Source organism: Streptomyces sp. CA-111067 (genome assembly GCF_050956065.1).
Lineage (GTDB): Bacteria > Actinomycetota > Actinomycetes > Streptomycetales > Streptomycetaceae > Actinacidiphila.
Genome location: NZ_CP192103.1, coordinates 3,679,127 through 3,704,096 on the forward strand (window position 1 = coordinate 3,679,127; position 24,970 = coordinate 3,704,096).

Here is a 24,970-nt window from a genome sequence, read left to right on the forward strand (position 1 = left end):
CCGCTCCTCACCGTTCGCACGCTTCCCCGCTTCCCCGCTTCCCCGCTTCACCGCTTCCCCGCTTCACCGCTTCCCCGCTTGCGGCGGGCCGCACCGGCCGGCAACACCCCGGCCGGTGCGGCCCGTTCACGTCACCACGCCCACGCACCGCACGAACCGAAAGGGCTCCCATGAGCAGCAGCACCCAGCGCGCGGCTCCGTCCGCCACCGCGCGCCCGCCCGTCACGCCGCAACTCGCCGCCACCCGGGTCATGGCGGTGCTGCGCTCCGCGGGCCCCGCCGGACTCCCGCCTGTCGCGGGCGCGTTGGCCGCCGGGGGCGTCAACTGCCTTGAGGTGTCGCTGACCACGCCCGGCGCGCTCGACGCGCTCGCCCGCATCGCCGACGCACTCGGGCCGCGGGCGGCGGTGGGCGCCGGCACCGTCCTCACCGTCGCGCAGGCCAGGGACGCGCTCGCGGCCGGCGCCCGGTTCCTGGTGGCGCCCGTCGTGGACGGCGACGTCATCCGGCTCGCCGCGGACCTCGGCGTGCCGTGCTACCCGGGCGCCTGGACCCCGACTGAGGTCCGCACCGGGTGGGACGCGGGCGCGGCGGCCGTCAAGCTGTTCCCGGCGGGAACCGGAGGGCCGGGCCACGTACGGCAGTTGACGGCGCCGCTGCCGCACATCCCGCTGGTCGCCGTCGGAGGCGTGGAGCCGGCCCGGGCCCGCGCGTACCTCGACGCGGGGGCCTTCGCGGTCGGGATCGGCTCGCCGCTGCTGGGCGGGGCGGACGCCGATCCCACGCCCGAGGCGCTGGAGCGGCTCACCGGCCGGGCCCGGGCGCTGGTCGCCGCGCTCGGCGTGCTCGCCGGCGAAGCGGAGGGCGGACGGTGACGGCCCCGTCAGACCCCCAAGTGCCCGACCTGCCCTACCTGGTGACCATCGGAGAGGCCCTCGGCGTGCTCTCCGCGTCGGAGCCGGGCCCGTTGAGCATGGGCACCGGGATGCGGCTCGGCATAGCGGGCGCCGAGTCGAACGTGGCCGTCGGCGTGAGCCGGCTCGGCGGCACCGCGGTGTGGGCGGGCCGGGTGAGCGAGGACGCGCTCGGCGACCTGATCCTGCGGGAGTTGCGCGCGGAGGGGGTCGTCACCGTGCCGGTGCGCGACCCCGCCCCGACGTCCCTGCTGCTCAAGGAGCGCCGGACCGCCGGCCACAGCCGGGCCCGCTACTACCGCACCCTCACCGCCGGCAGCCGGCTGACCCCGGACGACGTCCCCGAAACGCTGGTGGCGAACGCGGCCGTCCTGCACGTCACGGGCATCACCCCGGCCCTCGGCCCCGGCCCCGCCGCAGCCGTCACCCACGCGGTGGACATCGCCCGCGAGGCGGGCGTGACCGTCTCCCTCGACGTCAACTACCGCTCCCTGCTGTGGGACGAGCCGGCCGCCCGCCACGCCCTTCTCCCCCTGCTGCGGCGCAGCGACCTGATCCTCGCCGGAACCCACGAGGCCCGTCTCCTGTCCCCCGGCGACCACGCCCCCGAGGCACTGGCCGCGTCCCTGTGCGCCCTCGGCCCGTCCGCCGCTGTCCTCAAACTCGGAGCCGCAGGCGCCCTCGCGCTGATCGACGGCACGACCTACCACCAACCGGCCTTCCCGGTCCCGGTCCACGACACGTTCGGAGCAGGCGACGCATTCGCCGCGGGCTACCTGGCCGAGCTGCTGACGTCCCGCCCACCCGCCGAACGCCTGCGCACAGCAGCCCTGTTGGGGGCTTTCGCGGTCAGCACGTCGGGCGACTGGCAGGGCCTCCCCCACCGCCGCGACCTCGGCCTCCTCCACCACCCGGACGACATCGTCCGCTAGCGGACGACCGGCCCGCGGCCGTCAGCCCCAGGCTCCGGCGGGCTGGCCGGTGGTCACGTTCAGGCGGCTGAAGAAGTTGGTCAGGGCGATCATCAGGGTCAGGGATGCGAGGGCCTTCTCGTCGTAGGGGGCGGCGGCCTCGGTCCAGATCGCGTCGGGGACCGGGTCGCCGCGGTCGGGGAGCCTGGTCGCCGCCTCGGCCAGGGCGAGGGCGGCGCGCTCGGCGTCGGTGAAGCAGGGGGCCTCGCGCCAGGCGGGTATGGCAGGCGAAGAAGCGGACGGTGGTGGCGTTCGCGTTCACGATCGAGGGGGGATGATCACGGGGATCGAACTGGTGGGGGAGGCGGGGAGGTTGGAGGGGTTGGGGGTTGTCGTGCTTGAGGATTGAGCGGGGGGGGTTGAACGGGGCCGCCCGGGCCGGGGGGCAGGCGTGGCCGGGACCAGGCCGGACGTCGCTGGGGCCGGACGTGGCCGGGGCCGTCAACTAGCCGCGTCCCACCGGGTCCCCGCGCTCGGCAACCCGCAGAGCGGGGATCAGGCCCGCGACCCGTTCGAGCTGATCGCGCTGCGACCGCAGGTCCATCCCCCCGAGCCGTACGACGATGTGCCGCACCCCGGCCGCCACGTACCGCCCCAACTGCTCGACCACGTGCTCGGCCGTACCGCCGACAACCGCCTGGATACGGGCCAGTTCACCGAGCGGCATGCCGTACGTGGCCCGCGCGTACTCGTCCAACGCCCGGCGCCCGCCGTCAGCGCCGTCGTCGATCCGTACCGTCACGAACAGCGCGGGCGTCACGTCCTCCGCCGAACGCCCGGCGCCGGCCGCGGCCTCGCGGATGTCGCGGAGGCCGGCCGCGTAGTCGGCGGGGTCGGGCGGGTACGGCAGCCACCCGTCGTACATCCGCCCGGCGCGGGCGAGCGCGGCCGGGGTCGCGCCGCCGAGCCAGATGGGCGGCCCCCCGGCGCGGAGCGGCCTGGTCGTGGGCGGGATGTCGGTGAACCGGAGCAGGTCGCCGTCGAACGCGTCGGCCCCGTCCCACAGGGCCCGCCACAGCGCGACGGTCTCGTCCAGCCGGGCGAACCGCCGTTCCCACGGCAGCTCGGAGAGCTCGTAGAGCGGCTTCCCGAACCGCCCGGGAAAGCCCGCGCCGACGGTCACGGTGAGCCGTCCGCCGGACAGCAGGTCGATCGACGCGAGCGACTGCGCTGCCTGGATCGGCCGCCGCAGGAACGGCATGAGCGCCGCCGTCCCGAGCGTCACCGTCTCGGTCGCGGGGGCGAGCGCGGCCAGCATCGTGAGCGCCTCGATGCGCGGGCTGATCAGGGAGTCGTTGACGAAGAGCGAGGCGAAGCCGGAGCGTTCGGCGTGCCGGCCGAGCGCGACGAGCTCGCGGGGGTCATCTGCCGGGCCCCACAGGGCAGTTCCGGTCGGAAGCAGTACACCGATGTCCATGCCGGTGATGCTCGCGACCGGGCGCGGCCGGCGACAATTCCCTGCGGGGAATGGCCGGGGCCTCGCCGGCACCGTTACAACTGGCCCGTGGACTACAACCGGCCCGTGGACTTCCCGCGCGCACTGCGCGAACGCCGCACCCGCGGCCACCTCAGCCAACTCGACCTGGCACTGCGGGCAGGCACCAGCCAGCGCCACCTCAGCTTCATCGAGTCCGGCAGGTCCGTCCCCGGCCGGAACATGGTCGTTCGCCTCGCCGAGTCCCTGGAGTTGCCGCTGCGGGAGCGCAACGAGCTGCTGCTGGCGGCCGGTTACGCGCCCGCCTACCCGGAGAGCTCCCTCGACGATCCGGTGCTGGCCCCGGTGCGCACGGCGATCGACCACATCCTCCGCGGCCATCTCCCGTACCCCGCCCTGGTGGTGGACCGGGGCGGCGACCTGATCGCGGCGAACACCGCGTTCGCCGCGCTCACCGAGGGCGCCGCCCCCGAACTCCTCGGCCCCGGCACGAACGCCTACCGCCTCGCCCTGCACCCCGACGGCCTCGCCCCCCGCATCCGCAACCTCGCCGAATGGTCCCGCCACATCCTGGCCCGCCTGGACCACTTGGAGGAACTGCGCGCCGAACTGGCCGCGTACGTGCCCGAGTTGGAACCGTCCGCCGGCCACCTGGGTTTCGCGGTCCCCCTCCACCTGGCCTCCCCCTACGGCGAGTTGCACCTGATGACGACGGTGACGACGTTCGCGACCGCCGTGGACGTGACACTCGCCGAACTCAAACTGGAGGCGTTCCTACCGTCCGACCCGGAAACGTCCGAGGCACTCGCGTCCCCCGCCTGGGCAACAGCCTGCACAGCCGCGGGTCAGACCCCGTCAACCCGCACCGCCCCGGGCCGTGCCCTGAAGGTGAACCCCAACCCCTCCACAAACCGCTCATAACTCCGCGCCACCCGAATCTCGATGGCGTCATACCCCCGAGCCTCCAAAACCGAGTGATCAAACCCGAGCCCGGCAGCAATCTCCCGAATCTCCACGGGCGGATGCAGCAAATGAACCCCGTCCACCGCCCAAAGCCCCTCAATAACCGCCCGCCGCTCACCCCGATCGCCCAGATTCCACTGCGCAGCAAAGCGATCAGCCAAAAACTGCGGATCATTCCCCATCATCCCGGCCTCCTCCCGCCCAACGCCTAGGAGCCCGATCCTCCCCACTCAGAAGCCCCCACCAATTCCCCCCAGGTAATAGCCTCAGTGTTCGGCGGCCGATACCGGTTGCCATGACCACAGCGAATCAGGCGGCCCCAGTCCGCTTACGGGCGTTCACCGAGGGCCACCTCGCCTTCCTCGATCGCCTCTCCACGGTTCCCGAGGCTGCCTGCGGCGGTACGGGACGACGGCCTGAATCCGGTGCGGCAGGCTCGGGCCCATGATGGAATCAACACAACATTCGTAGTCCGGCGGCTCGACCGTACGGACCCGGATGTCGTCGGGATCGAGCCACGATCGTGAGGCACAGCCGCCGTGAGCACCATGAAGCCGTCGTCGCCCGCCGTCTCAGCCCGCATGAGCAGCCAGGCGAGCAAGGACACGGCCGCCGAACTGCAGGTTCGACGCATCCTGCACGCGGCGGGCCTGCGGTACCGCGTGGAGTACCCGGTGCCAGGCATGGCGCGGCGCCGGATCGACGTGGCGTTCACCTCGGTCAAAGTAGCCGTCCTGATCGACGGATGTTTCTGGCACGGCTGCCCAGAACACGCGACGCAGCCGAAGGCGAACGCAGAGTGGTGGCGGCAGAAGTTGGACCGCAACATGGCACGTGACGCGGAGACCACGGAGCACCTCACAGAGACCGACTGGGAGGTACTGCGCTTCTGGGAGCATGAAGCACCGGATGACGTGGCCCTCCGTGTCGCGGCGGCGGTGGAGCGGCGGAGGGGCCGGCGGGAACCGGGGAGGAATCGTTGAGCGGACTGAGCTTCGTCGATGTGTGCTCGGGGGCGGGTGGGCTCGCTCTGGGACTGGAACGAGCGGGCTTCACGCCGCGACTCCTTTTGGACAACGAGTCGTCTGCCTGCGACACGCTCAATGCCAACCGGCCGCATTGGAACGTGCTGAATGCGGACCTTCTCGGCTTCGATCCCGTGGACCACCCCGAGGTGTACGACGTCGATCTGCTGGCCGCCGGACTGCCCAGGGTGAAGTCGAGCGCAACAGTGACACGCCGGTCGTCGGACACCGAGTTGCGTCTCATCGAGGCGACCGCCTACCTCGTCCACGCCGTCCAACCACGCGCACTGATCATCGAGAACGTGCCCACCTTGGTCGACCAGGACTCCCTGGCGCCGATACGGGACTTCCTCCACAAAGAGCTGGAGCACCTCGGCTACGAACTGATCTGGTTCATCCTGAACGCCTCCGACTTCGGAGTGCCCCAGGACCGTATGCAAGGCATCCTCGTTGCCGTGAAACAGCAGTGGGCGGGTGTCTTCCGACAGCCCCGCCCCACCGTCCACGAGCCCGTATCGGTCGGAGAGGCGCTGGCATCGTCGATGCGTTCCCGCGGCTGGCCGGACGCCGACCGTTGGGTGGCCCAGGCGACGAGTGTGGCGCCGACCTTGGTGGGCGGATCCAAGACACACGGAGGCCCTGACTTCGGGCCGAGCGGCACAAAGGCCAAATGGCGACGCATGGGGGTCTACACGAAGTCGTTCGGGAACGAGCCGCCGGGCCCTGACTTCACGTGGGATCCGTCACTCGGGGACGACGGACTCGTGAAGATCACGGTGGATCAGGCCGCCCTGCTTCAAGGCTTCCCCGAAGCGTGGCGGATTTCCGGACTCAAGACCGCCCGGTACCGTCAGATCGGGCACGCGACCCCACCGCCGGTCGGAGAGTCGTTGGGACGAGCCGTCGCCGAAGCGTTGAATGCGGATCCGGGAGCCCCCGCGGCCGGCTAGACTTCGGCCACATGACCAGCTCGGCGCACCACCGACCCATCCTCGACAAGCCCTTTGTCCTGGACCTCTTCGCAGGACCCGGAGGGCTGGATGTCGCCGGGCACGCGCTCGACATCCCGAGTCTCGGTATCGAGTGGGACAGAAGTGCGTGCCTCACGCGATACGCGGCCGGGCTGGAGACCCTGCACGGCGACGTGAGCGCGGTGCGCAGGAATTCCTTCGAGACGCTGCCGCCGGACGTCAACGTGCTCGCAGGCGGCCCTCCGTGCCAGACGTACTCGGTCGCCGGCCACGGGGCCGGACGCCAAGCCCTGGACCGGGTCAAGAAGTACATCGAGAGGCTGATGGCGGGTGAGTCCGACCAGGAAATCGACGAGGACCTGAAGACTCTCCCCGATCCGCGCACCGCACTCGTCCTCGAACCTCTCCGATACGCGATCCAGGCGACCCGGAGCCCGAACCGGGAGCACCGGCCGTACGACGTCATCGTCCTGGAGCAGGTCCGCGAGGTCGAGGCACTCTGGAAACACTATGCCAAGGTGCTGGAGGAGACAGGGCTACCCGACGGGACCAGGTACAAGGTCGTCGTCGATGTCCTGGACACCGAGACCTACGGAGTTCCGCAGACGCGATCCCGCGCGGTGCTGATCGCTCGGCGTGAAGGGCTGGGTGAACCCTCGCTTCCCTCGCCGACTCACCGTTCCTACGAAGCCAAGGAATGGAATCGGAGGAACGGGAAGAAGGCCGCGGGCCAAGTCCACCAGGCGACCCTCTACGACGACACCGAGCCGGCGGCCGAGGAGCACCGGGCAACAGGGGACCAGGGCCTTCAGCCCTGGAGATCGATGGGTGATGCCCTCGCAAACCGGGTGGGCTCACATCCGGGACGCCGCACTCCGTTCCTGGTTCGCTCGAACTACGGCAGCTCCAGCAACCCGGGGCGACGAGGCGTACGAAGCGACCAGCAGCCCGCCTTCACCGTCACCGGCAAGATCAGCCGCTTCGTGGTCTTCCAACACCTCGACGAAAGTGTCCTCTACGAGGGCGCACGGTTCAGCATGAACGAGGCCGGGATGCTGCAGAGCTTCCCGCCGGACTATCCGTGGTCGTCCACGGCGCAGGCCCAGCAAGTGGGCAATGCCGTACCGCCACTTTTCGGCACGCACCTGCTGAGCGCCGCTCTGGGGCTTCCCAGGCCGGACCCGGAGGCATTGAGGAAGCCGTGGCAACCGGCCACGGAGGAACAGCGGGCCAAGCTGCGCAGCGACGGCTGCGGGGCCGCCGACGCCTGCACCGACAGCTGCCCGCGCCCCGAGGACCAGGTGCCGCCCCCTTCCTCCGTGCGCCCTCGTAAGAGCAAGGACAAAAAAGCGTCGGCAAAGTAGCCCGAGCACGGCTCAGGTCAGTCCCCGCTTTTCCTGCCCCTGATCGGCGCGGTCTCGAACAGCTCCGCGAAGTAGTCGGTGAGCGCGGCCACGGATTCCTCCGGGACGGGGTCCTCGTCGGGCCCGTTCGGGAGTTCGTACCGCTGGACCGGTGGCGCCGATTCCGCTTCCGCGATCCAGTCCCGCAGAGGGGCGGAGTCGCGGGGCCGGTCCGGCGCCAGGACGTCGTAGGCCAAGGTCGCTCCCGCCGCGTTGATCGCGACGCTGAGGCCGTTGACCTCCCGTCCGCCGGAGACCTGTCCGTTCTTCAGAAGACGGACCAACGCCTGGGCGGTGGGACGGTGATCGATCAATTCGCTCCGGAGAACGGTGTGGATGAGGTCCTGATTTCCGCAGGCGACCTCGACCGGCTCGTAGTCCGACCCGTTTCTGAAGAGTTCGGCCGCCCACCACAGGCGGGAGAAACACTGACGATCCGCCGGGCCACGGAAACGCTCGGCAGCGACACGCCTTTGCGGCCTGTTCGCCGTCGGCTCCGACAGGTGCCGCCAGACCACATAGTCCGGGGCCACGGCCAGGGCGAAGTGATTCCACAGACGTTTGTCCGCTGCTTCCCGTCGCGTCAGGCGCAGCGTGGCATGGAACCGTGGCGCGAGCCATACGTCGGCTCGGGTGCGGTCCTCCCGGAACTCGAACATGGCGTCCTCCACCAGGCTCCGGATCGGCTCGACCTGCCACCTGGCGTCGTCCTCGGGGAGCGGCTCGACGACCTTGGCGAGATCGATGCCGCCGTGCACCTGTTCGCCCTTGAGCAGTTCCTCGGTGAGGAACGGATCGACGGCGGAGGTGGCGAGCAGCCCCAGGCGCTCCGGTACGTGGTTCGGTCGGTCGATCACGTCTCGCTCTCCCGGTTCATCTGTTCCAGACTGCGGATGACATAGCCGAGCGCCTTGGAGGCATCGGCACGACGGACCGCCGCGTAATGGATACGCGTCTGCAGTTCCACCCAGCCCGAGTCGCCGGTGCGCCGGCGATGGACCTGCCGCAGGGCCTCCTCGACATGGACGCCGGGAATCACGTCGGGGAGCATCTCCCGCAGCACGTCACCCTGCCAGTCGGTGGGGAAGACCGGCCCGCCGGCGGGCTCCACCTCCAGATCGCCGATGGCGCCGTGAAACACCGCCGTCCAGACATCGGTGGCCATCTGGGCGACCAGGAGGTCCCGCACCTTGCTGTCCACACCCGAGCCGCTGCTGTCCAACAGGTCGATGACGCCTTCTACATCGGTGTTCACGAACACGGTGGGGACTCTGGCCGAGGTGTCCACGATCCAGGGCGCGTCTGTGTAGGCCTGGAGCCACTCCCGGGAGCTTCTCCTGAACGACGCCTTCTGGACGTCGAGTTGGAGCCCATGGACCGGCTCGTCGGAAACCGTGTCGATGATCCAGCTCCGGTCGGTCTCGGCGACCGACCGTCCGCGTACCTCTTCCACCGTCCCGACGGCGTACACGGCGAGGGAGGCCCGACCCAGGTGATCGTCACGGAACACCTCCAGCGAGCCGGACCAGTCCCGGCCGTCCTCCGCGTCGAGCGTGAGCTTCGCGGAGGTACGGACATTGGTCTCGCCGTCCGTCAGCACGGCAAGGACACAAAGATCCGACCAGGGCGCGTCCGGCGCGTTCGCCCCGGGCGGCAGCGTCGCCGAAAGGCCGATCGTGGCGCTCACCCAGTCCGTGTGGCCCGCGATGCCGAGCGCGACAGCCTGCTGCTGAGTCGAGTAGGCGGTGGTCTCCAACTGGTCGCGGGTACCGTCGGAGAGCTTGAGGGAGACCGAGGTCACCCTGAGCGTGACCGCCCGGTTGAGTCGCTTGTACGGATAGAACTTCACGCGTCACTCCCCTTGCCGACACGGAGTTCGACAACAAGACGGGTGAGAGTGGTCCGGACCGGGTGGCTGGTGACGTCGGTGGTTCCTCGGAACTTCGCTCGCCGCGCGCCCGGTGTGAAGCGCAGTGTTCCGTTCTCCGCCTCGCAGCCCTCGACGCCCACGAGTTCCGCCCAGTCCAGCCTGGGACGGCCTCCCGAGCGCACGTCGAACTGGGCGACCGGCACCATCGGGACGATCTCGTCGCCACGCGGGATGCTCACCTCGCCGGTGATCTGCCACTCGCCGCCGTCGCCGACCGTCGCGTCGAGTCCGTCAAGGACCGGAACCACCGGGCCGGTGGGTGTCTTTGCCTTGGGCCTCGTTCGCACCGTCAATGCCTTGCGCAGGGCCTCACCGCCTTCGCCGCCGCTGTGCTTCGGCCGTGCGACGAGTTCTCGCACCGCATTGTTGGCCTCGGTGGTCAGCGCGTTGATCCGCCGGTAAGCGGACGGCGACCACCGCAGCGTCAGCTCCTCCGTCTGGCCCCAACGATCATGCTCGGGGGGTTCCGCCGCACGCAGGAACTCCTCGGCCTCGTTCGCGAAAGGGGCCGTCTCTCCGGCTGCCTCACCCACCAGCAGGACGGCCTGGAAAGGATTGGTGCTGTTCGGCAGCCTCGGAACCACGGTCCTCTTGACGGTCATGCGGTTGCCGCGCAGCGAGTGCATCCGGTTCTTCGCCCCGTCCCTGTCCCCCTCGGCGTCGGTGACGAGCAGAACGGCTTGATGCGTACCGAACGTCCCGTGGGCGCCTCCGGACAACGGCAGCTTCAGTGGGACGCTGCTCGCCGCCACCTGCCCGGCCTCGGTGAGGCGACTCACCGTGGTGCCCTCGTAGTACGCCCTCAGGGCGCGGGTCCGGGAGGGCTGCTCGACAGACGGGTCCACCTGTTGCTCCGCCACGACCTCCTTGCCGTTCCGCAGGGCACGGACGGAGACCTCCAGGAGGGGGAGCCTGCTGCCTCCGCCGGTCATCGCGGCCCAGAAGTCACGCCCCAGTGCCTCGACCAGTCGCGCGTGCATCCTGGTGATGTCGCGCGTGTCCTCATCGCCCTCCTCCTCCGGACCGAGGGGCACGTCGTCGAGGTCGGAGGAGTTCACCGCCTGGCCGGCCACGTCGTGCGCGCCGACGATGAGGAAGGACGTACCGGGTTCGTCGGTCTCCCGCGTCAGGTACAGGCTCTCCATGGTCTCCTCGTCCGCCCACCAGGAACGGGCGACCATGGCACCCGGCGAGTCGGGATCAGGGCGCCCGAACCAGGCGGGACCCGCGTAGGATTCGCCGTCGACCTCACGCCAGGGCAGTTCGAGACGGCCGATGGCCCGTCGCTCGGTTCGTCCCTCGTGCGGCACGGAGAGGGTGGAGTTGATGAGCACCAGCCCGAGGGCGCTGGTGGCCCACAGCGTCGCCTTGCCGAGGCCGTACGAACCACCCGCGCCGGGACCGGACTTGAGGCTCTCCAGTTGGCGTCTGACCACGGCGGCGAACTTGCCGTCCGAGTAGTCGTCGCCGATGAGCCCGGAGGCGTTGTAGTCGTCGACGCGCAGCAGGACCAGGCGGCCCTTCTCGTACATGTCGCGCACACCGGCGTCCACGACCCGACCGACCTTCTGGTTGCCGGCGGTCTCCGAGACGGCGGAGTAGTGCGGGAAGAGGTCGTTCCAGAGGATCGCCTCACGGAAGGCGTCCAGTGCCTCGCCGGTGAGTTCGTGCAGGGTGTAACGGACCTTGACCGGGCGGCCGTTCCCCCTCAGCCGCTCGTCCAGGCTGTTCTGGCACGTCTCACGCGCGAGAACCTGCACGTCGGCGTCGAAGGCGAAGGCCGCGGCATTGCCCAGGTCGCGCCCGCCGTCGAGGTAGCCGGGGCGGTGGTACCAGGTGACCGGGAGGCCGGCCTGGGTGTCGGTGGTGCGGGTGTGCACCGTTCCCACATCCGTGCCGAGCGCTCTGGCGATGTCCGCCATGACGGTCGGGCGGGGCGTCGATCGACCGGTGATCCATGCGGACACAGCAGCCCGAGTGAGCTCGAGTTCATCGGCCAGTTCGGCCTGCGTCTTCCCTGCGAGCTTGAGCTGTCGGGCCAACCAGGGCCCGAACTCCTCACCTGTCTCCACGCCCCGCCTGCTCTCCTCGGTGTCCCATGCCGATCGCACGGTGTGGGTCACGAGGCTAATTTGACAGGCACGTCAGCGTCAACCAACAGTTGATCGCTCGGATCGCTCGAACCACTTCAGTCAGTCTGGCCGACTTGTCCCGAATGACCGGTTCTCAACCCGTATGTGGCACTTCCGCAAATGGAACCGATCACCTCACTTAATTCGAGCGGGAGTTCTGGTTGCGGACTCAGGAGAAAAGCGGCTAGGCTCGTCGCGATGGGTATCCATCCCGCTCGCAGAACCCAAAATCGGGGGGACCGGGCGGCCAGGGGAGAAGTGCGGCCAAAACCTGGACGCCCGGTCCCCCAACGCCTCCACGGAGCTCCACGAGATCCCCGACAGCGAAAAGCCTCCCGAAAAGGACTGGCCGCACGAGACCGCCATCCACTAGCTTGTTCCAGCGGAAGACAGACTCACTCCGATCTCAGATCATCAGCTTTTCTCACACGGGGGATGTGTGCCCGAATACACCCCTTGTGCAGTACGTCATGCAAACCGACAGGGGGACCGGATGAATGAGCAGGACAGTGAGTCGTTGGACTCGCTCCGGGAGTCGAGCGCATTCGACCTGGCAATCAGGGTGGCAGGAAGCAAGGCCGAGGTCCAGGTGATTCTCCACGAGTTCAACCTGTCCGAGGTGGATTTAGCCGACAGGTTCCCCGTCCTGGCGAAGGTGGCCCAGGGGCTGCCGGACGAGACCGCTCCTCCGGCCTGATTCAGCACGTCACAGGCCCGAAGTCTCGGTCTCACAACGACTGACGGCTTCACCGCGAACCCTCCGCTTCACGAAGGCACTGTGGAAAACAACGCCCAGCGCCACGACGAACACGGGCCGGCCGGCGAGCCGGGGGCCGGCCCGTGTTCCCTCCAGCGTCCGGATCTTTGACACCCAGGAGCGCAGAAGCAGTGCCGTCATCGTCCTCTTCGGTTGTTCAGACCGTTCTCGAACAGTCCTCGCGTGTTCTGCAGACGTACGCCGTGGACCCTGGCCTCGTGGCCGAACATGCCAATGGAGAGCGCCGTATCACTCAGGGCGGATACGGCGACCGCCAGCTTTTCGAGCTCGTCCAGAACGCGGCGGACGAAATGTCCGACGCGTCGAGCGGGCGAGTTCATGTCGTCCTCACAGAAACCCACTTGTACTGCGCGAACGAGGGCCATCCGGTGACCCCTGAAGGCGCGGAGACAATTCTCCGGATGAGCATGTCGAAGAAGCGTGGCGGCCAGATCGGGCGTTTCGGGGTGGGCGTCAAATCGGTTCTCGTGGTGACCGATGCGCCGGAATTCTTCAGCAGCACCGGAAGTTTCGGGTTCGACCGGGCCTGGTCGTACGAGCAGATCAGGGCCGTGCCGGGCGTGACGGAGCGCTACGGCCCGACGTTCGACGCCCCCGTGCTGCGGATGGCCCGGCCGCTGGACGTGCAGGCCGAGCGTGCCTCCGATCGCGTCCTGAACGAGCTGCTGAACTGGGCCACCACCGTCGTTCGTCTGCCCCTGCTCCCGAAGGCGGACGACCGGCTGGGCCGGGACATGCACGGTGGACGCGCCAAGGACCACGGCGAGCCCCGCGAGGAGTTCCCGGTCGGCTTCCAACTCTTCTCGCCGCACGTGGCGAAGGTCGTGCTGGAGGACCGCCGGCCACGGCCCCTGGCCCGTCGGACACTGACCACCCAGCACACCGGCGGCCTGCACACCGTGGTCGAGGAGCGGACCGGGAAGGCCGTCGCCACCGAACGCTGGCGCGTGTTCACCACCACCCACGAACCCGGTCGGCACGCCCGCGCGGACGCCGGAGAACTGCACGACCGGCTCTCCCTCGACCTCGCCTGGGGCGTCCCCGCGCTGACGAAGGACCCGGAGAGCGGTCTGTACGTCAGCCCGCGGTCGCGCGGACGCGGCAAGTTCTGGTCCTTCTTCCCGACCAAGTACGAGATGTCGCTGAGCGGCATCCTCAACGGCGCCTGGAAGACAAATGAGGACAGACAGAACCTTCTGGACTCCTCACCGTTCAACCAGGAGATGATCCGGGCGGCGGCACAACTGGTCGTCGCGTCGCTCCCCGCCCTGGCGCCCGCGGAGGACCCGGCCGCCTACCTCCCGCTGCTGCCCGGCCGTGTGAAGGAGGCGATCAGCTGGGCCGACGAGTTTCTGACCGAGGAGATCTGGGGGTGCACCGCGGTGCGCCCATCGCTCCCCGACCAGAACGGTGTGCTGCGTGTGCCGACGGACTTGCGAGTGCACCCTCGTCCCAAGGACTCGAAGTCGCTGCTGCGGTGGCTGCGGTGGTGGCACGAGTGCCCACACCGTCCGTCGGACTGGCTGCATCCGAGCGTCGAAGCGGATTCTCTGCGCTCCGGCAAGGTCGAACACATCCTCGGTGCGGCCAGGCACGAACGAGCCGATGTGCGCGACTGGTTGGAGGCCCTCGTCGAGAGCGGCACCGCCGAGGCGTCCGCGACGGCGGTCCGCATTCTCGCCGACATGGTCGATGTCGGTTCCCCGTTCTTGGAGGAGGCCCGCAAGGCCCACATCGTCCTCACCGAGGAGCACGGTCTCGTCGCCCCCGTGCAGGGCAAGGTGTACCGCCGCGCCGAACAGGGCGGACTGCGCGAATCCCTGGTGTACGTGGTGGCCGAGCTCGCCCAGGACCCCTCGCTGGCTCGCGCCCTTGACGTCCTGGGTATTCGGGAGGCCGATGTCGAGGGCCGGTTCGACAGCGTCCTGGATCAGGGCTTCGGCCACTACAGCGACTCGGACTGGGAGCGATTCTGGGAGCTGTTCCGTCAGGCCGGGGTCCGTCGGCTGACCCACAAGGTCCTGGAGAGGGTGCCCACCCCGCGCTCGACGCTTCGGGTACGGACCGCCGGCCGCCGCTTCCGGCCGATCGAGGACTGCATGCTGCCGGGTGTCGTCGCCGATGCGAAGCGCGATCCGGGCATCGCGGTCGACATGGCGTTCCACTCCGACGACACTTTCTTCTTCTCACAGGTCGACCTGCGGGAACGACCGTTCGGCGGGGTCCGCCCCCAGGAGGACGAAGCGTGGTTCGTGGAGTACCGAGAAGCCCTCCACGCGGCGTACCTGCGCGACCTGGACAGTCGCTCCCCGCGCCCGGCACTGAACCGGATGAAGGTCGAGGGCGCCGCGATCGGCGGCCCGCTCCACCTCTTCCGCGCCCTCTCCGAGGAATCCCGCGCGGCCTTCCTGAAAGTGCTGCCCGACGACGCCGTGGTGGACAACTGGACGCGCCAGTACGGCGCACAGGCCAACACCCGACAGGCCGTGACCTCGCCGATCCGGTGGATGCTGAGGAAGTTCGGCACGATCGCCACCTCCCAGGGGATCAAGCCGCTCAAGGAGGCCGTCGGACCTCAACTCGCCGGCTATCGGGACGTGCTGCCGGTCGCCGACATCTCTCCTGAGAAGGCCCGCAGGCTACGACTCCCGACCACCGTCGACGAGGTTCCCGCCGACCGATGGAAGACCCTTCTCGACGAGGTGATCCGCAGCGAGGACGACTCCTTCGTCGGCGCCACCTACGTGATGCTGACCCGGTTCGGTGCGGACTTCCCCGAGGACACCCTTACCCGTTGCAGGATCGGCGACGCCTGGGGAACCCGACCCGACGGTGAGATCACCGTCGCCGTCGGAGCCACTCAGTACCAGGCGCTGCGCGCCGAGCAACTCCCGGCACTGCTCGTACCGGCCGCCGCCGACGCCGAGTTGATGATCGAGAAGTGGGGCATGCTCCGCTACGCCGACGTGATCAGCCGGGAGACCCGCGAGGTGCCGGAGGGGGACCCCGTACCGCTGGTCGAGCTGTTCCCCGCCCTGCGGCAGCGTCTGAGCAGCGGGAACCGCAACAGCACGGTGCAACGGTGCAGCGAGCTGGAGGAGGTCACCCGTACGCCCAACGGCACGCACACCTCCCCCTTGGACGCCGTGCGCCAGGACAGCACCGTCAAGGTCCGTGTTCCGCTGGACGCCGAACCGATGCTGCGCCTCATCGACCGCGAACTCGGCCTGGGCCTCGGTCCTGCCGGTTGCCGCTCGGTTCTGGACCACCAGGACCGTATGGCTCGGGACAGCGAGCTGAAGGCGGCGCAGAAGGCGGTGCGTGAGGCCGAGGACGTGGTGACCAAGATCGAGCTGCTGATCGGTGCGGACGCTCTCCGGACCGGCCTCCCCGAGGGACTGATGGAGGCCGAGCTGCTGGCGACCGACGGGGTGGAGCCGTCCGGACGCCGGATCGCGCAGATGGCGTTCAACGCGCACGGTGACGGAGTGCTCCAGCAGCACGTCCGGGACATCCAGGCACGCTTCCCCAACGCCCCCGTCGGATACGGAGGTTCTTCGGCGGCCATCGCGTTCGTCTCGGAATTGAGGCTGCCTGTCGCGTTCGCCGGTTCGAGGACCCCGTCCCCGCCTCCGTTCGAGACCGTCGAGGGCCCTCGCGATTTCCCGAGCCTGCACGAGTACCAGGAGGACCTGGTACGGAACATCTCCACCATGCTCGACCGGCTGGCCCCCCAGCGCGGCATGTTGTCGCTGCCGACCGGCGCCGGCAAGACCCGGGTCACCGCCGAGGCCGTGATCCGCTGGGTGAAACGGGTCGGTGACCTCAAGGGCCCGCTGCTGTGGATCGCGCAGACCGAGGAGTTGTGCGAACAGGCCGTCCAGAGCTGGAAGTTCGTCTGGAGCAAGGTCGGCGCGGAACGGCCACTGACGATCAGTCGGCTGTTGAGTGCCAACGAGGTCGGGAACGTCGTCGACCACCCGCACCTGGTGGTCGCCACCGACGCCAAGCTGGAGCGGTGCCTGGGCACCGACCAGTACGCCTGGCTGCGCCAGGCCGCACTGGTGATCGTGGACGAGGCACATACCGCCATCTCCAAGCGGTACACCCAGGTCCTCGGCCAGTTGGGACTCACTCAGTACGAGACCGGCCGGCACCTGCTCGGCCTGACCGCCACCCCGTTCCGGAACACCAACGAAGATGAGACCCGCCGCCTGGTCGGTCGCTTCGGCAATCGGCGACTCGACGAAGGGGTCTTCCCGTCGGGCGACCCGTATCGCGACCTCCAGGACTGGGGGATGCTCGCCCAGGTCGAGCACCGCACCCTCGAGGGCGGTCGTATCGAACTCACACGGGACGAGAGGACACACGCCGATCGGATGGCCGTGCTCTCCCGCTCCGCCGAGCAACGGCTCGCCGACGATCACGCGCGCAGTCGACGCATCGTCGACTCGGTGGCGGAACTGCCGGACGACTGGCCGACGCTGCTCTTCGCCACCTCCGTCGACCACGCCAAGTACCTGGCGGCCATGTTCAACGACCAAGGTGTCCGGTCCGCGGCCGTGGACTCGACGACCAACTCGCAGGACCGTCGCAATCGCATCGAGAACTTCCGAAGCGGACGCATCCGGGTACTCACCAACTACGGTGTGCTGACCCAGGGATTCGACGCTCCGGCCACTCGTGCCGTGGTCGTGGCCCGACCGGTCTACAGCACCAACGTGTACCAGCAGATGATCGGTCGCGGACTGCGCGGACCGCGGAACGGCGGCAAGAAGAGCTGTCTGATCCTCAACGTCAGCGACAACATCGCCAACTTCGACACGCACCTCGCCTTCAGTCAGTTCGAGCACCTCTGGAGCCGGAAGTGACCGACGTCTACCAGGACAGCCCTCCGCTCACCGACGAGCAACTGGCCGTGGTCGACCAACCCTGGAACGCTCGTGTCCTGGTAACGGCCGGCGCCGGTGCCGGAAAGACGCACACTTTGGTACGCCGGCTCGACGCGCTGTGCGGTCATGAGAATCCCGAGCAGGCGCTGGAGGCCGCCGAGATCCTGGTGCTCACCTTCTCCCGGGCCGCCGCCCGGGAGCTGCGCGAGCGGATCTCCTGGCACGGGGAACGAGCCCACCGAGTACGCGCGCGAACGTTCGACGCGTGGGCCTATGAGGTGCTCCTTCAGGTTCATCCGGACGCCGAGTGGGGAACGGTCGGCTTCGACGAGCGGATCGCCGCTGCGTCCCGCGCGATCGCGAAGGGCGCGCTGGAGATCGGGGACGCGGTACCACCCGCTCATGTCGTGATCGACGAGGTGCAGGACCTGCTGGGTGAGCGCCGCGAGTTGGTTGAGACGCTTCTCGACCGGTACCAGGACAGTTGCGGTTTCACCATCGTCGGCGACGCGGCCCAGACCGTGTACGGCTTCCAGATCGAGAACCTGAGAGAACGCGCTGACGAGACCGGCCGCTTCTTCGACTGGCTGCGCTGCTCCTACCCCGACGACCTGGTGGAGCTGCACCTGTCCCAGAACTTCCGGGCCACCACCGCCGAGGCCGGAGTCGCCCTGGCGCTCGGCCCCCGCCTCCAACAACTGGGCGATCAGGACGAGGCCGGAAGGCTCTACGACGAACTGCGCGACCTCCTGCTGGCTCCGGCGAACGGCATGGGCGGCCTGGACGACGAGTTCACCCTGGACGGCCTGCGGAACCTCTCCGACACCTGCGCCGTCCTCACCCGTGACAACCAGCAGGCTCTCGTGGTCTCCCACCTGCTGCACGCGCACGGCATCGACCACCGGCTGCGGCGCCCGCTGGAGGATCGTCCGGTGCCCTACTGGGTCGCCGAGTTGCTGCGCCGTACCGAGGCGAACGCCCTGACCGAGGAACGGTTCCGTACGCTCCTCGCGGACATCCCGCTCCCGTACGAACCCGACGCCACCACCCTGTGGACGGTGCTGCGGCGGGCCGCGCGCGGAGCAGGACGTGGCGTGCTGGACCTGGACCGGTTGCGCCGGGCGGTCGCCTCGGGCGGATTCCCCGACGAGGCGGCCGACCCGGAGACGTCCGCCGTCGTCGTCTCGACGGTGCACCGCGCCAAGGGCCTGGAGTTCGACCGGGTGATCGTCCTGACGCCGGTCGCCCTCGCCGAACTCCGCAAGCGGTACCAGGACGAACTGGACCTGCCTGCCGAGGCGCGCGCCCTGTACGTGGCGATGACACGTGCCCGTCAGGATCTCTACCACATGCCCCCTCCCGAACTGCCGCTCTTCAGGAGGGCGGGAGGCCGGCGCCACGGTCGTCGCTACCTCGGGTCATGGCGGTCGTACGACAGGTACGGGATCGTCGCCGAGCCTGGTGACGTGAGCCGGGACGACCCGCCCGGCCGGCAGACGGCCGCAGTCGCCACTCAGGCGTATCTCCTGGACCATGTGCGTCCCGGTCAGGAGGTTCTGCTGCGCAGGCGTCACGATCTGCCGCTGAGCGAGGCGGAGAGCCCGCCGTACGCCCTGGTGCACGAAGGACGGGAGATCGGCGAGGCCTCGCAGAGGTTTCGCGAGGAGCTGTTCCAGGTGCAGAAGGTGAACCGCACCTGGGACCCGTGGTGGCCCGACGAGATCCACGGCCTGCGGATCGACACCCTGGAGACCGTGACGGGCAGCACCGCCGCCGGCGCCAACGCCGGCCTCGGGGAGCGAGGTGTGTGGATCGTGCCGCGGATCACCGGCATCGGCCGCTACCGGAGAGCCGACAACCACGAGGAGCAGGGCGAATGACACAGCCGGCAGGCCGACACTCCGAGCACTACCGGGTCCGGGACGAGGAACTTCTGGCGGGGCTCCGCCGTGAACTCCTGGGCCCTGCAGAGGACTCCGAGTCGGAGGACCGGGGTGAGATCCTCACACGGGACGCACCGATCGACCGCTATCTGACCGGTGTGCTGTACCCGCGCGCCGCAGACAGGGACACGAAGGAGCAGCAGAACGACGACGCCGACGGACAGCAAGGGCTGGACGCCGCCCCTTTGATCGCCCGGGAGGACTCCGAGGAGTCCGGCACGGCGCAGGAGGTCGGCGCTTCGGGAGACAGGCGTCCCTCCTCGATGGGTCTCACTTTCGCGGTCCGGCCCGCCATAAGCGGTTCGATCATGGTCTCGGCCCGTGCGGCCCTCTACGAGCCCACCGATACCGCCGGCAAGCGTGTCCCTGCCCGCCGTGCCGAGGCCCGTACCACCGCCGAGCAGCAGGAGCTGTGGCGGCGCAGGGAAATCGCTCTCCCGGACCAGACGGTCGACGTGACCCGGCCGGATCCGCGAATGAGGATCACGCTGGCCCCGGAAGCCGCGCTGCACGTCAACGTCCGGCGTCCGGACCGGGCCAACGGCACGGTCACGATCACGGTCACGTTGATCAACACGCAGAAGGTCGGGGAGTGGGATCTCCAGGACGCCTTCTCCCTGTTCCAGTGCGGTCTGACGATCCGAGCCGCCGACGGCTCCGCCGCGTTCGTCGAGCGTCCCGCCCCGGCCGCCGATCACGACCCGGAGATCGCCACGAGTCGGTTGCTGCACCGCCACGCCCCGACCTTCGCAGTCGGACACGGCTGCGCCGCCGAGTGGGACTGGACTCCGCAGCCGATCGGTATGACCGAGGTCGAAACGCCCGCCGTCCCTGAGGTGCGGACCCAGTTCGTGCCCTCCGTGGAGGTGCTGCTCACCGATTCCAACCCGGAGATCGACAGTTCGGCGCTGTCCATGCTGGGGCTGGCCGAGCGGTCCGACACCGAGGTCCTGGCCGCTCTGGAAGGGCTCGCGACCGGGTACGAGCATTGGATCGACCGCAAGTCGGTCGAGGCGCACGATCTGGCAGGCGGCCCGCACGAAAAGCCGGCGCGGGATCAGGTGACTGCCTGCCGCGAGGCGCTCGACCGCATCCGTGAGGGTATCGAGCTGCTGCGGACCGAGCCCGATCTGATGAGGGCCTTCCGACTCGCCAATCGGGCCATGGCCGAACAACGCGCCCGCAGCAAGTGGGTGAAGGACGGACGCGTCGGCGCCCCCGACCCGGCCGCCGGTCGCTGGCGCCCCTTCCAGATCACGTTCGTGCTCCTCTGTCTGGCCGGCATCGACGACCGCTCGCATCGCGACCGGCGGATCTCCGACCTTCTGTGGTTCCCGACCGGCGGCGGCAAGACGGAGGCCTACCTCGGTCTGATCGCCCTCACCTCGTTCCTGCGCCGTATCCGCAAGGGCGCGGACGGCGGCGGTGTCACTGTCCTCATGCGGTACACACTGCGGCTGCTCACCCTCCAGCAGTTCGAGCGCGCGGCGATCCTGCTCTGCGCCATGGAGCGCATGCGGCGCCGGACGCCCGAATTGGGCCCTGAGGAGTTCTCCGTCGGCATGTGGGTGGGGCGTTCGGCCACCCCCAACACGCTGGCCGTGGCGAATCTGAAGCTCGACGAGCTCCGAAGGAATCTCGACAAGCGCCTCGCCACCGAGAATCCCGTCCAGCTGCACGCCTGCCCGTGGTGCGGAACCCGTCTCGACGCACGGAACTACGAGGTCGACGAGGACGCCAAGCGGATGCGTGTCCGCTGCCCAGGCACGGGCTGCGACTTCACCGACGGCCTGCCCGTCCATCTCATCGACGAGGCGGTGTACGACGCGCGGCCGACCCTGGTGATCGCCACCGTCGACAAGTTCGCGTCGATGCCCTGGCGCCCCGCGACCTCAGCTCTCTTCAACCGTGACGACGACCCGGACGGCGGCACCCCGCCCCCTGAGCTGATCGTGCAGGACGAACTCCACTTGATCTCCGGCCCGTTGGGTACGCTCACCGGCCTCTACGAGACAGCCGTGGACGCACTTGCCGACCGGCCCAAGGTGATCGCCTCCACCGCGACCATCCGTCGCGCCGCCGATCAGGGCCACCACCTCTTCGCCCGCGAGGTGCGGCAGTTCCCGCCCGCCGGTCTGGACGCCCGCGACTCGTGGTTCGCCGTGGAGACCCCACGCGAGGAAAAGGCGAGCCGCCGCTACGTCGGCCTCCTGGCCCCCGGCACCAGCCAGTCCACCCTCCTGATCCGCACGTACGCCACCCTGCTGCACCGGGCCAAGCAGTCGAAGGCGGAGGACGAGGTGCGCGACGCCTACTGGAGTCTTGTCGGCTACTTCAACAGCCTCCGACTGCTGTCCGCGGCCGAACTCCAGGTCCATGACGACGTGGTGGCCTATCTGGAGATGCTCGCGGAGCGCGAGGGAGTGGAGGTCCGCTCGGTCGCCAACTACTCGGAGCTGACGAGCCGTATCGACGCCAGCGAGATCCCCACCCGCCTCAAGGGCATCGAGAAGCGGCTGCCCGGCGACGACACCGTGGACGTTCTCCTGGCCACCAACATGATCGCGGTCGGCGTGGACGTGGACCGCCTCGGCCTCATGGCCGTGATGGGCCAGCCGCAGACGACCGCCGAGTACATCCAGGCGACCAGCCGGGTGGGCCGCGCGCACCCCGGCCTGGTCGCGGTCATGCTCAACTCGACGCGTTCCCGCGACCGCTCCCACTACGAGAGCTTTCAGCATTTCCACTCGGCCCTGTACCGCGAGGTCGAGTCCACGTCCGTCACCCCGTTCTCCGCCCGCGCCCGCGATCGGGGCCTGCACGCGGTGATCGTCGCCCTCGCCCGCATCATGATCCCCGCCGCCCGACCCGACGAGGGCGCCGGCCAGGTCGAGTCCTACGAGGACGTGCTCCGGGGGCGCATCAAATCGATCCTCCTGGAGCGTGTGGAGGCCGTCGCCCCGGAGGAGACCGACGCCGTGTCCCGAGCCTTCGACGAGTTCGTCGAGTGGTGGTGCAAGGAGGCCGGGATCGACAACAACCTGCTGTTCGAGCGTCGAAGGGGCAGTCGTACCCCTTCACTTCTGAAGGCGTACGACGACGAGTCCCATGACGCCGAGGCATGGGCCACCTTGTGGAGCCTGCGCGACGTCGACGCCGAGACCGCCCTGTTCATGGAGGGAACCCGATGACCCCGCCCCCCGCCCGCCGCCGCCGGACCGGCGCGAACGGAGCCGCCCCCGCCCATAACCTGCCGCGGCGTGGTGCGATCCGCCGTGCCCAGGCGATCACCACGTACGGCGTCGGATCTCTCATCGCCGTCGACCACGAGTCGTTCATCGTCTCGGGCCTCGACGAGGCGGAGCGGAGCTGGAGCCGTGACGAGTCCCCGAGGATCTACGAACGGCGCCTGGCCCGGGTGCTCGGTGTCGACTACTTCCGGCTGCCACCCGCTTCCGACGACACCAGCAGGGACGGCCTTCGCGTCCGGCGATTCCCCTTGATGCACTCCTGCCCCGAGTGCAACGACCTGCAACGGCACCGCGACTTCAATCCGCCTGCCGGGCGAAGCGTCTGCGGCACGTGCGAGGTCGACCTGGTCCCCTCCCGTTTCGTCGTCGCCTGCGAAGCCGGCCACCTCGGCGAGTTCCCGTACTGGCAGTGGGTGCACCGATCCACGGACCGTGGTGCCTCGCGGGCGGCACAGTGCGGAGGAAAGCTCAAGATGCGTACGACCGGGCGCACTTCGTCTCTCCGCTCCATTCTCGTCTCCTGCACCTGCGGGCAGGCTCCGGAGGTCTCGATGGAGGGTTCTTTCCGCAGGCGCGCGCTCAAGGACCTGGGTCTCACGTGCCGAGGCACCCGCCCGTGGCTCGCGGGGTCCGCTCTCGCCCAGGAGTGCGGTCTCCCCCTGCGTACGTTGCAGCGTGGCTCGTCAGCGGTGTGGCAGCCGGTGCTCAAGGCGGCGCTCTCCATCCCGCCGTGGAGCGACGGCCGGTCGGATCCGCTCGCAGAGCACTGGGCGGCGCTCCGCGAGTACGACACACGCGAGCAGGTCGAGATCTATCTCAAGGGTGCTTTCAAGGGAAAGTGTCCGGTGCCGCTGGACGAGGTGATGGCGCTCCTCGACGCGGAGCGGGAGGAGGACCCCGACAGCGAGACGGCCCCCACCTTCGACCACCGCTACCGCGCCCTGCGCAACAAGGAGTACGAGCGGCTCCGCGCAGGCAATGACGAGAGCGAGCACTCCCACAACGAGCAGTTCGTCTGTGAGGGCCCGCTGGGCGATCAGGGTGTGCTCGACCCTCTCGGCGTCACCGGCCCGATGCTGGTCAAGAAGCTTCGCGAGGTGCGCGCCCTGAAGGCGTTCACCCGGCTCGTCGACGCCGAGTCGACAACGGACTCCATGGAGATGCCGCTGTCGGAACGTCCCCTGCACTGGCTCCCGGCCATGGAGGTGCGGGGCGAGGGGGTCTTCCTCCGATTGGACGAGGACCGACTCGGCGCATGGGAGAAGAGTGTGGCGGTGGCAGCCCGGGTGGATCGGATGCGTACCGCCCACCAGCGGGTGCTGGAGCAGCGGGCCGAAGACCCGAGCAGGGTCGTACCCTCCCCCGCAACCCCTCGTATGGTGCTGCTCCACACCCTGGCCCACGTTCTCATCAACGAGTGGAGTCTGGAGGCGGGTTACCCGGCCGCGGCCCTGCGCGAACGCCTGTACGCCGCCGACGAGATGGCCGGGATGCTCGTCTACACGGCGACGAGCGACTCTGCGGGCAGCCTGGGTGGCCTGGTCGCCCAGGGGGAACCGGAGACTCTCGGCCGTACGGTGCGCTCGGCCGTCCGCCGCGCAGAGTGGTGTTCCTCGGACCCGCTCTGTATGGAGACCGAGGCGTCCGGTGCCGGCGGAGTCAACCTGGCGGCCTGCCACGCCTGCGTGATGCTGCCGGAGACGAGTTGCGAGCACAACAACATCCTGCTCGACCGCGCCCTGCTCGTCGGCACCCCCGACGACCCTCGACTCGGCTACTTCGAGGACGTCCTGGGGCAGTGACCTCGAATCATCCGCCACGGCACCGATGGTGATCCGCCATGTGCCACCCCCCGGTTCCGGAGCCTGAGAAGGCAGGTCCGGAGCTGCTCACGGCACGCAAGATGTCCCCGTCACGCCGCTCGGCATGCCCGAGAAGCAGAAAACCCCAGGTCACGGCGAGTGAGTCCTGGGGTCTTCCGGAGCCGCCTTCGGGATTCGAACCCGAGACCTACGCATTACGAGACCGTGAGGGATCGTGTTGCGTGGTGCCTGGTCGTGCTGTCTGGTGCTGTCCTGCCTGATCAGAGCATGTGCAACAGGTCAAGCCGTGCCGCCCTGTGATGCACCGTCCAAAGGCGTCTGTCCACCGGCCGTCCACCGGTGGGCTCTTCACCGGCCTGCCGGCGAGACCGCCGATGGGCCGCCAACGACTCTGCTGACCGGCTGGAGAGGCGTGCGAAGGCCACTATCGAAACTCTACAAGCGATCCGCGGATGCCTTCCTCCACGGATCGCCACCCGATGGCACCTCGTCTGAGCAACGACTCTGGACTTGATCCGCTTGGGCGGACATCCGTCGGT

Annotated in this window: 15 protein-coding genes; 11 read left to right on the forward strand and 4 right to left on the reverse strand. The window is 69.1% G+C overall.

Annotated features, from left to right (window positions below):
- The first annotated feature begins 170 nt into the window (after positions 1-170).
- Together ACQPW6_RS15975 and ACQPW6_RS15980 are read left to right on the forward strand one after the other, a co-directional pair.
- On the forward strand, positions 171-875 hold the full coding sequence (locus ACQPW6_RS15975; RefSeq protein ID WP_433890309.1) for a bifunctional 4-hydroxy-2-oxoglutarate aldolase/2-dehydro-3-deoxy-phosphogluconate aldolase: 705 nt from the start codon (positions 171-173) through the stop codon (positions 873-875).
- Positions 872-1,846, forward strand: a complete 975-nt coding sequence (locus ACQPW6_RS15980) for a sugar kinase (protein WP_433890310.1) — start codon at positions 872-874, stop codon at positions 1,844-1,846. The genes ACQPW6_RS15975 and ACQPW6_RS15980 overlap by 4 nt, the downstream gene beginning before the upstream one ends.
- Before the next feature lie 484 nt (positions 1,847-2,330).
- On the opposite strand, the gene ACQPW6_RS15985 is transcribed toward ACQPW6_RS15980, so the two are convergent.
- Positions 2,331-3,302 carry an LLM class flavin-dependent oxidoreductase gene (locus ACQPW6_RS15985; RefSeq protein ID WP_433890311.1) on the reverse strand — a complete coding sequence of 324 codons (972 nt, stop codon included), beginning with the start codon at positions 3,300-3,302 and terminating at the stop codon, positions 2,331-2,333.
- A 105-nt stretch (positions 3,303-3,407) separates the two neighbouring features.
- On the opposite strand from ACQPW6_RS15985, the gene ACQPW6_RS15990 reads away from it, so the two are divergent.
- From ACQPW6_RS15990 to ACQPW6_RS16005, 4 genes are all read left to right on the forward strand, one after another.
- Positions 3,408-4,241 carry a helix-turn-helix domain-containing protein gene (locus ACQPW6_RS15990; protein ID WP_433894544.1) on the forward strand — a complete coding sequence of 278 codons (834 nt, stop codon included), beginning with the start codon at positions 3,408-3,410 and terminating at the stop codon, positions 4,239-4,241.
- Between the two features lie 623 nt (positions 4,242-4,864).
- Positions 4,865-5,266 carry a very short patch repair endonuclease gene (locus ACQPW6_RS15995; RefSeq protein WP_433894545.1) on the forward strand — a complete coding sequence of 134 codons (402 nt, stop codon included), beginning with the start codon at positions 4,865-4,867 and terminating at the stop codon, positions 5,264-5,266.
- Entirely contained in the window at positions 5,263-6,258 is a 996-nt protein-coding gene (locus ACQPW6_RS16000) for a DNA cytosine methyltransferase (RefSeq protein WP_433890312.1), read from the forward strand. The genes ACQPW6_RS15995 and ACQPW6_RS16000 overlap by 4 nt, the downstream gene beginning before the upstream one ends.
- An 11-nt stretch (positions 6,259-6,269) precedes the next feature.
- Positions 6,270-7,643 (forward strand): DNA cytosine methyltransferase, encoded by a 1,374-nt coding sequence (locus ACQPW6_RS16005; RefSeq protein WP_433890313.1) that lies wholly within the window; start codon positions 6,270-6,272, stop codon positions 7,641-7,643.
- 17 nt (positions 7,644-7,660) lie between these two features.
- On the opposite strand, the gene ACQPW6_RS16010 is transcribed toward ACQPW6_RS16005, so the two are convergent.
- Genes ACQPW6_RS16010 through ACQPW6_RS16020 form a run of 3 tightly spaced genes read right to left on the reverse strand, consistent with a single transcriptional unit; the run spans position 7,661 to position 11,684 of the window.
- On the reverse strand, positions 7,661-8,539 hold the full coding sequence (locus ACQPW6_RS16010) for a DUF6339 family protein (RefSeq protein WP_433890314.1): 879 nt from the start codon (positions 8,537-8,539) through the stop codon (positions 7,661-7,663).
- Entirely contained in the window at positions 8,536-9,531 is a 996-nt protein-coding gene (locus tag ACQPW6_RS16015) for a hypothetical protein (RefSeq protein ID WP_433890315.1), read from the reverse strand. The genes ACQPW6_RS16010 and ACQPW6_RS16015 overlap by 4 nt, the downstream gene beginning before the upstream one ends.
- Positions 9,528-11,684, reverse strand: a complete 2,157-nt coding sequence (locus ACQPW6_RS16020; protein ID WP_433894546.1) for a helix-turn-helix transcriptional regulator — start codon at positions 11,682-11,684, stop codon at positions 9,528-9,530. Before ACQPW6_RS16020 ends, ACQPW6_RS16015 begins: the two co-directional genes overlap by 4 nt.
- A 553-nt stretch (positions 11,685-12,237) precedes the next feature.
- Here ACQPW6_RS16020 and ACQPW6_RS16025 point away from each other — a divergent pair.
- The 5 genes from ACQPW6_RS16025 to drmB all read left to right on the forward strand — a co-directional run bounded on the left by ACQPW6_RS16025 (position 12,238) and on the right by drmB (position 24,410).
- Positions 12,238-12,441, forward strand: coding sequence for a hypothetical protein (locus ACQPW6_RS16025; RefSeq protein ID WP_433890316.1), 204 nt, complete (start codon positions 12,238-12,240; stop codon positions 12,439-12,441).
- Between the two features lie 191 nt (positions 12,442-12,632).
- Positions 12,633-17,393: a DEAD/DEAH box helicase gene (locus tag ACQPW6_RS16030; RefSeq protein ID WP_433890317.1), complete on the forward strand. Its 4,761-nt coding sequence runs from the start codon at positions 12,633-12,635 to the stop codon at positions 17,391-17,393.
- Complete coding sequence (locus ACQPW6_RS16035; RefSeq protein WP_433890318.1) at positions 17,390-19,294, forward strand: UvrD-helicase domain-containing protein; 1,905 nt, start codon at positions 17,390-17,392, stop codon at positions 19,292-19,294. Before ACQPW6_RS16030 ends, ACQPW6_RS16035 begins: the two co-directional genes overlap by 4 nt.
- A complete protein-coding gene (locus tag ACQPW6_RS16040) occupies positions 19,291-22,548 on the forward strand; it encodes a helicase-related protein (RefSeq protein ID WP_433890319.1) in 3,258 nt (1,085 codons plus the stop codon). Before ACQPW6_RS16035 ends, ACQPW6_RS16040 begins: the two co-directional genes overlap by 4 nt.
- Positions 22,545-24,410, forward strand: coding sequence for a DrmB family protein (gene drmB, locus ACQPW6_RS16045; RefSeq protein ID WP_433890320.1), 1,866 nt, complete (start codon positions 22,545-22,547; stop codon positions 24,408-24,410). The genes ACQPW6_RS16040 and drmB overlap by 4 nt, the downstream gene beginning before the upstream one ends.
- The last annotated feature ends 560 nt before the right edge of the window (positions 24,411-24,970 follow it).

Coding starts and splice junctions, on each gene's coding strand:
- ACQPW6_RS15975 (WP_433890309.1), top strand. CDS start 171: ATGAGCAGCAGCACCCAGCGCGCGGCTCCGTCCGCCACCGCGCGCCCG.
- ACQPW6_RS15985 (WP_433890311.1), bottom strand. CDS start 3,302: ATGGACATCGGTGTACTGCTTCCGACCGGAACTGCCCTGTGGGGCCCG.
- ACQPW6_RS15995 (WP_433894545.1), top strand. CDS start 4,865: ATGAGCAGCCAGGCGAGCAAGGACACGGCCGCCGAACTGCAGGTTCGA.
- ACQPW6_RS16005 (WP_433890313.1), top strand. CDS start 6,270: ATGACCAGCTCGGCGCACCACCGACCCATCCTCGACAAGCCCTTTGTC.
- ACQPW6_RS16025 (WP_433890316.1), top strand. CDS start 12,238: ATGAATGAGCAGGACAGTGAGTCGTTGGACTCGCTCCGGGAGTCGAGC.
- ACQPW6_RS16040 (WP_433890319.1), top strand. CDS start 19,291: ATGACACAGCCGGCAGGCCGACACTCCGAGCACTACCGGGTCCGGGAC.
- drmB (WP_433890320.1), top strand. CDS start 22,545: ATGACCCCGCCCCCCGCCCGCCGCCGCCGGACCGGCGCGAACGGAGCC.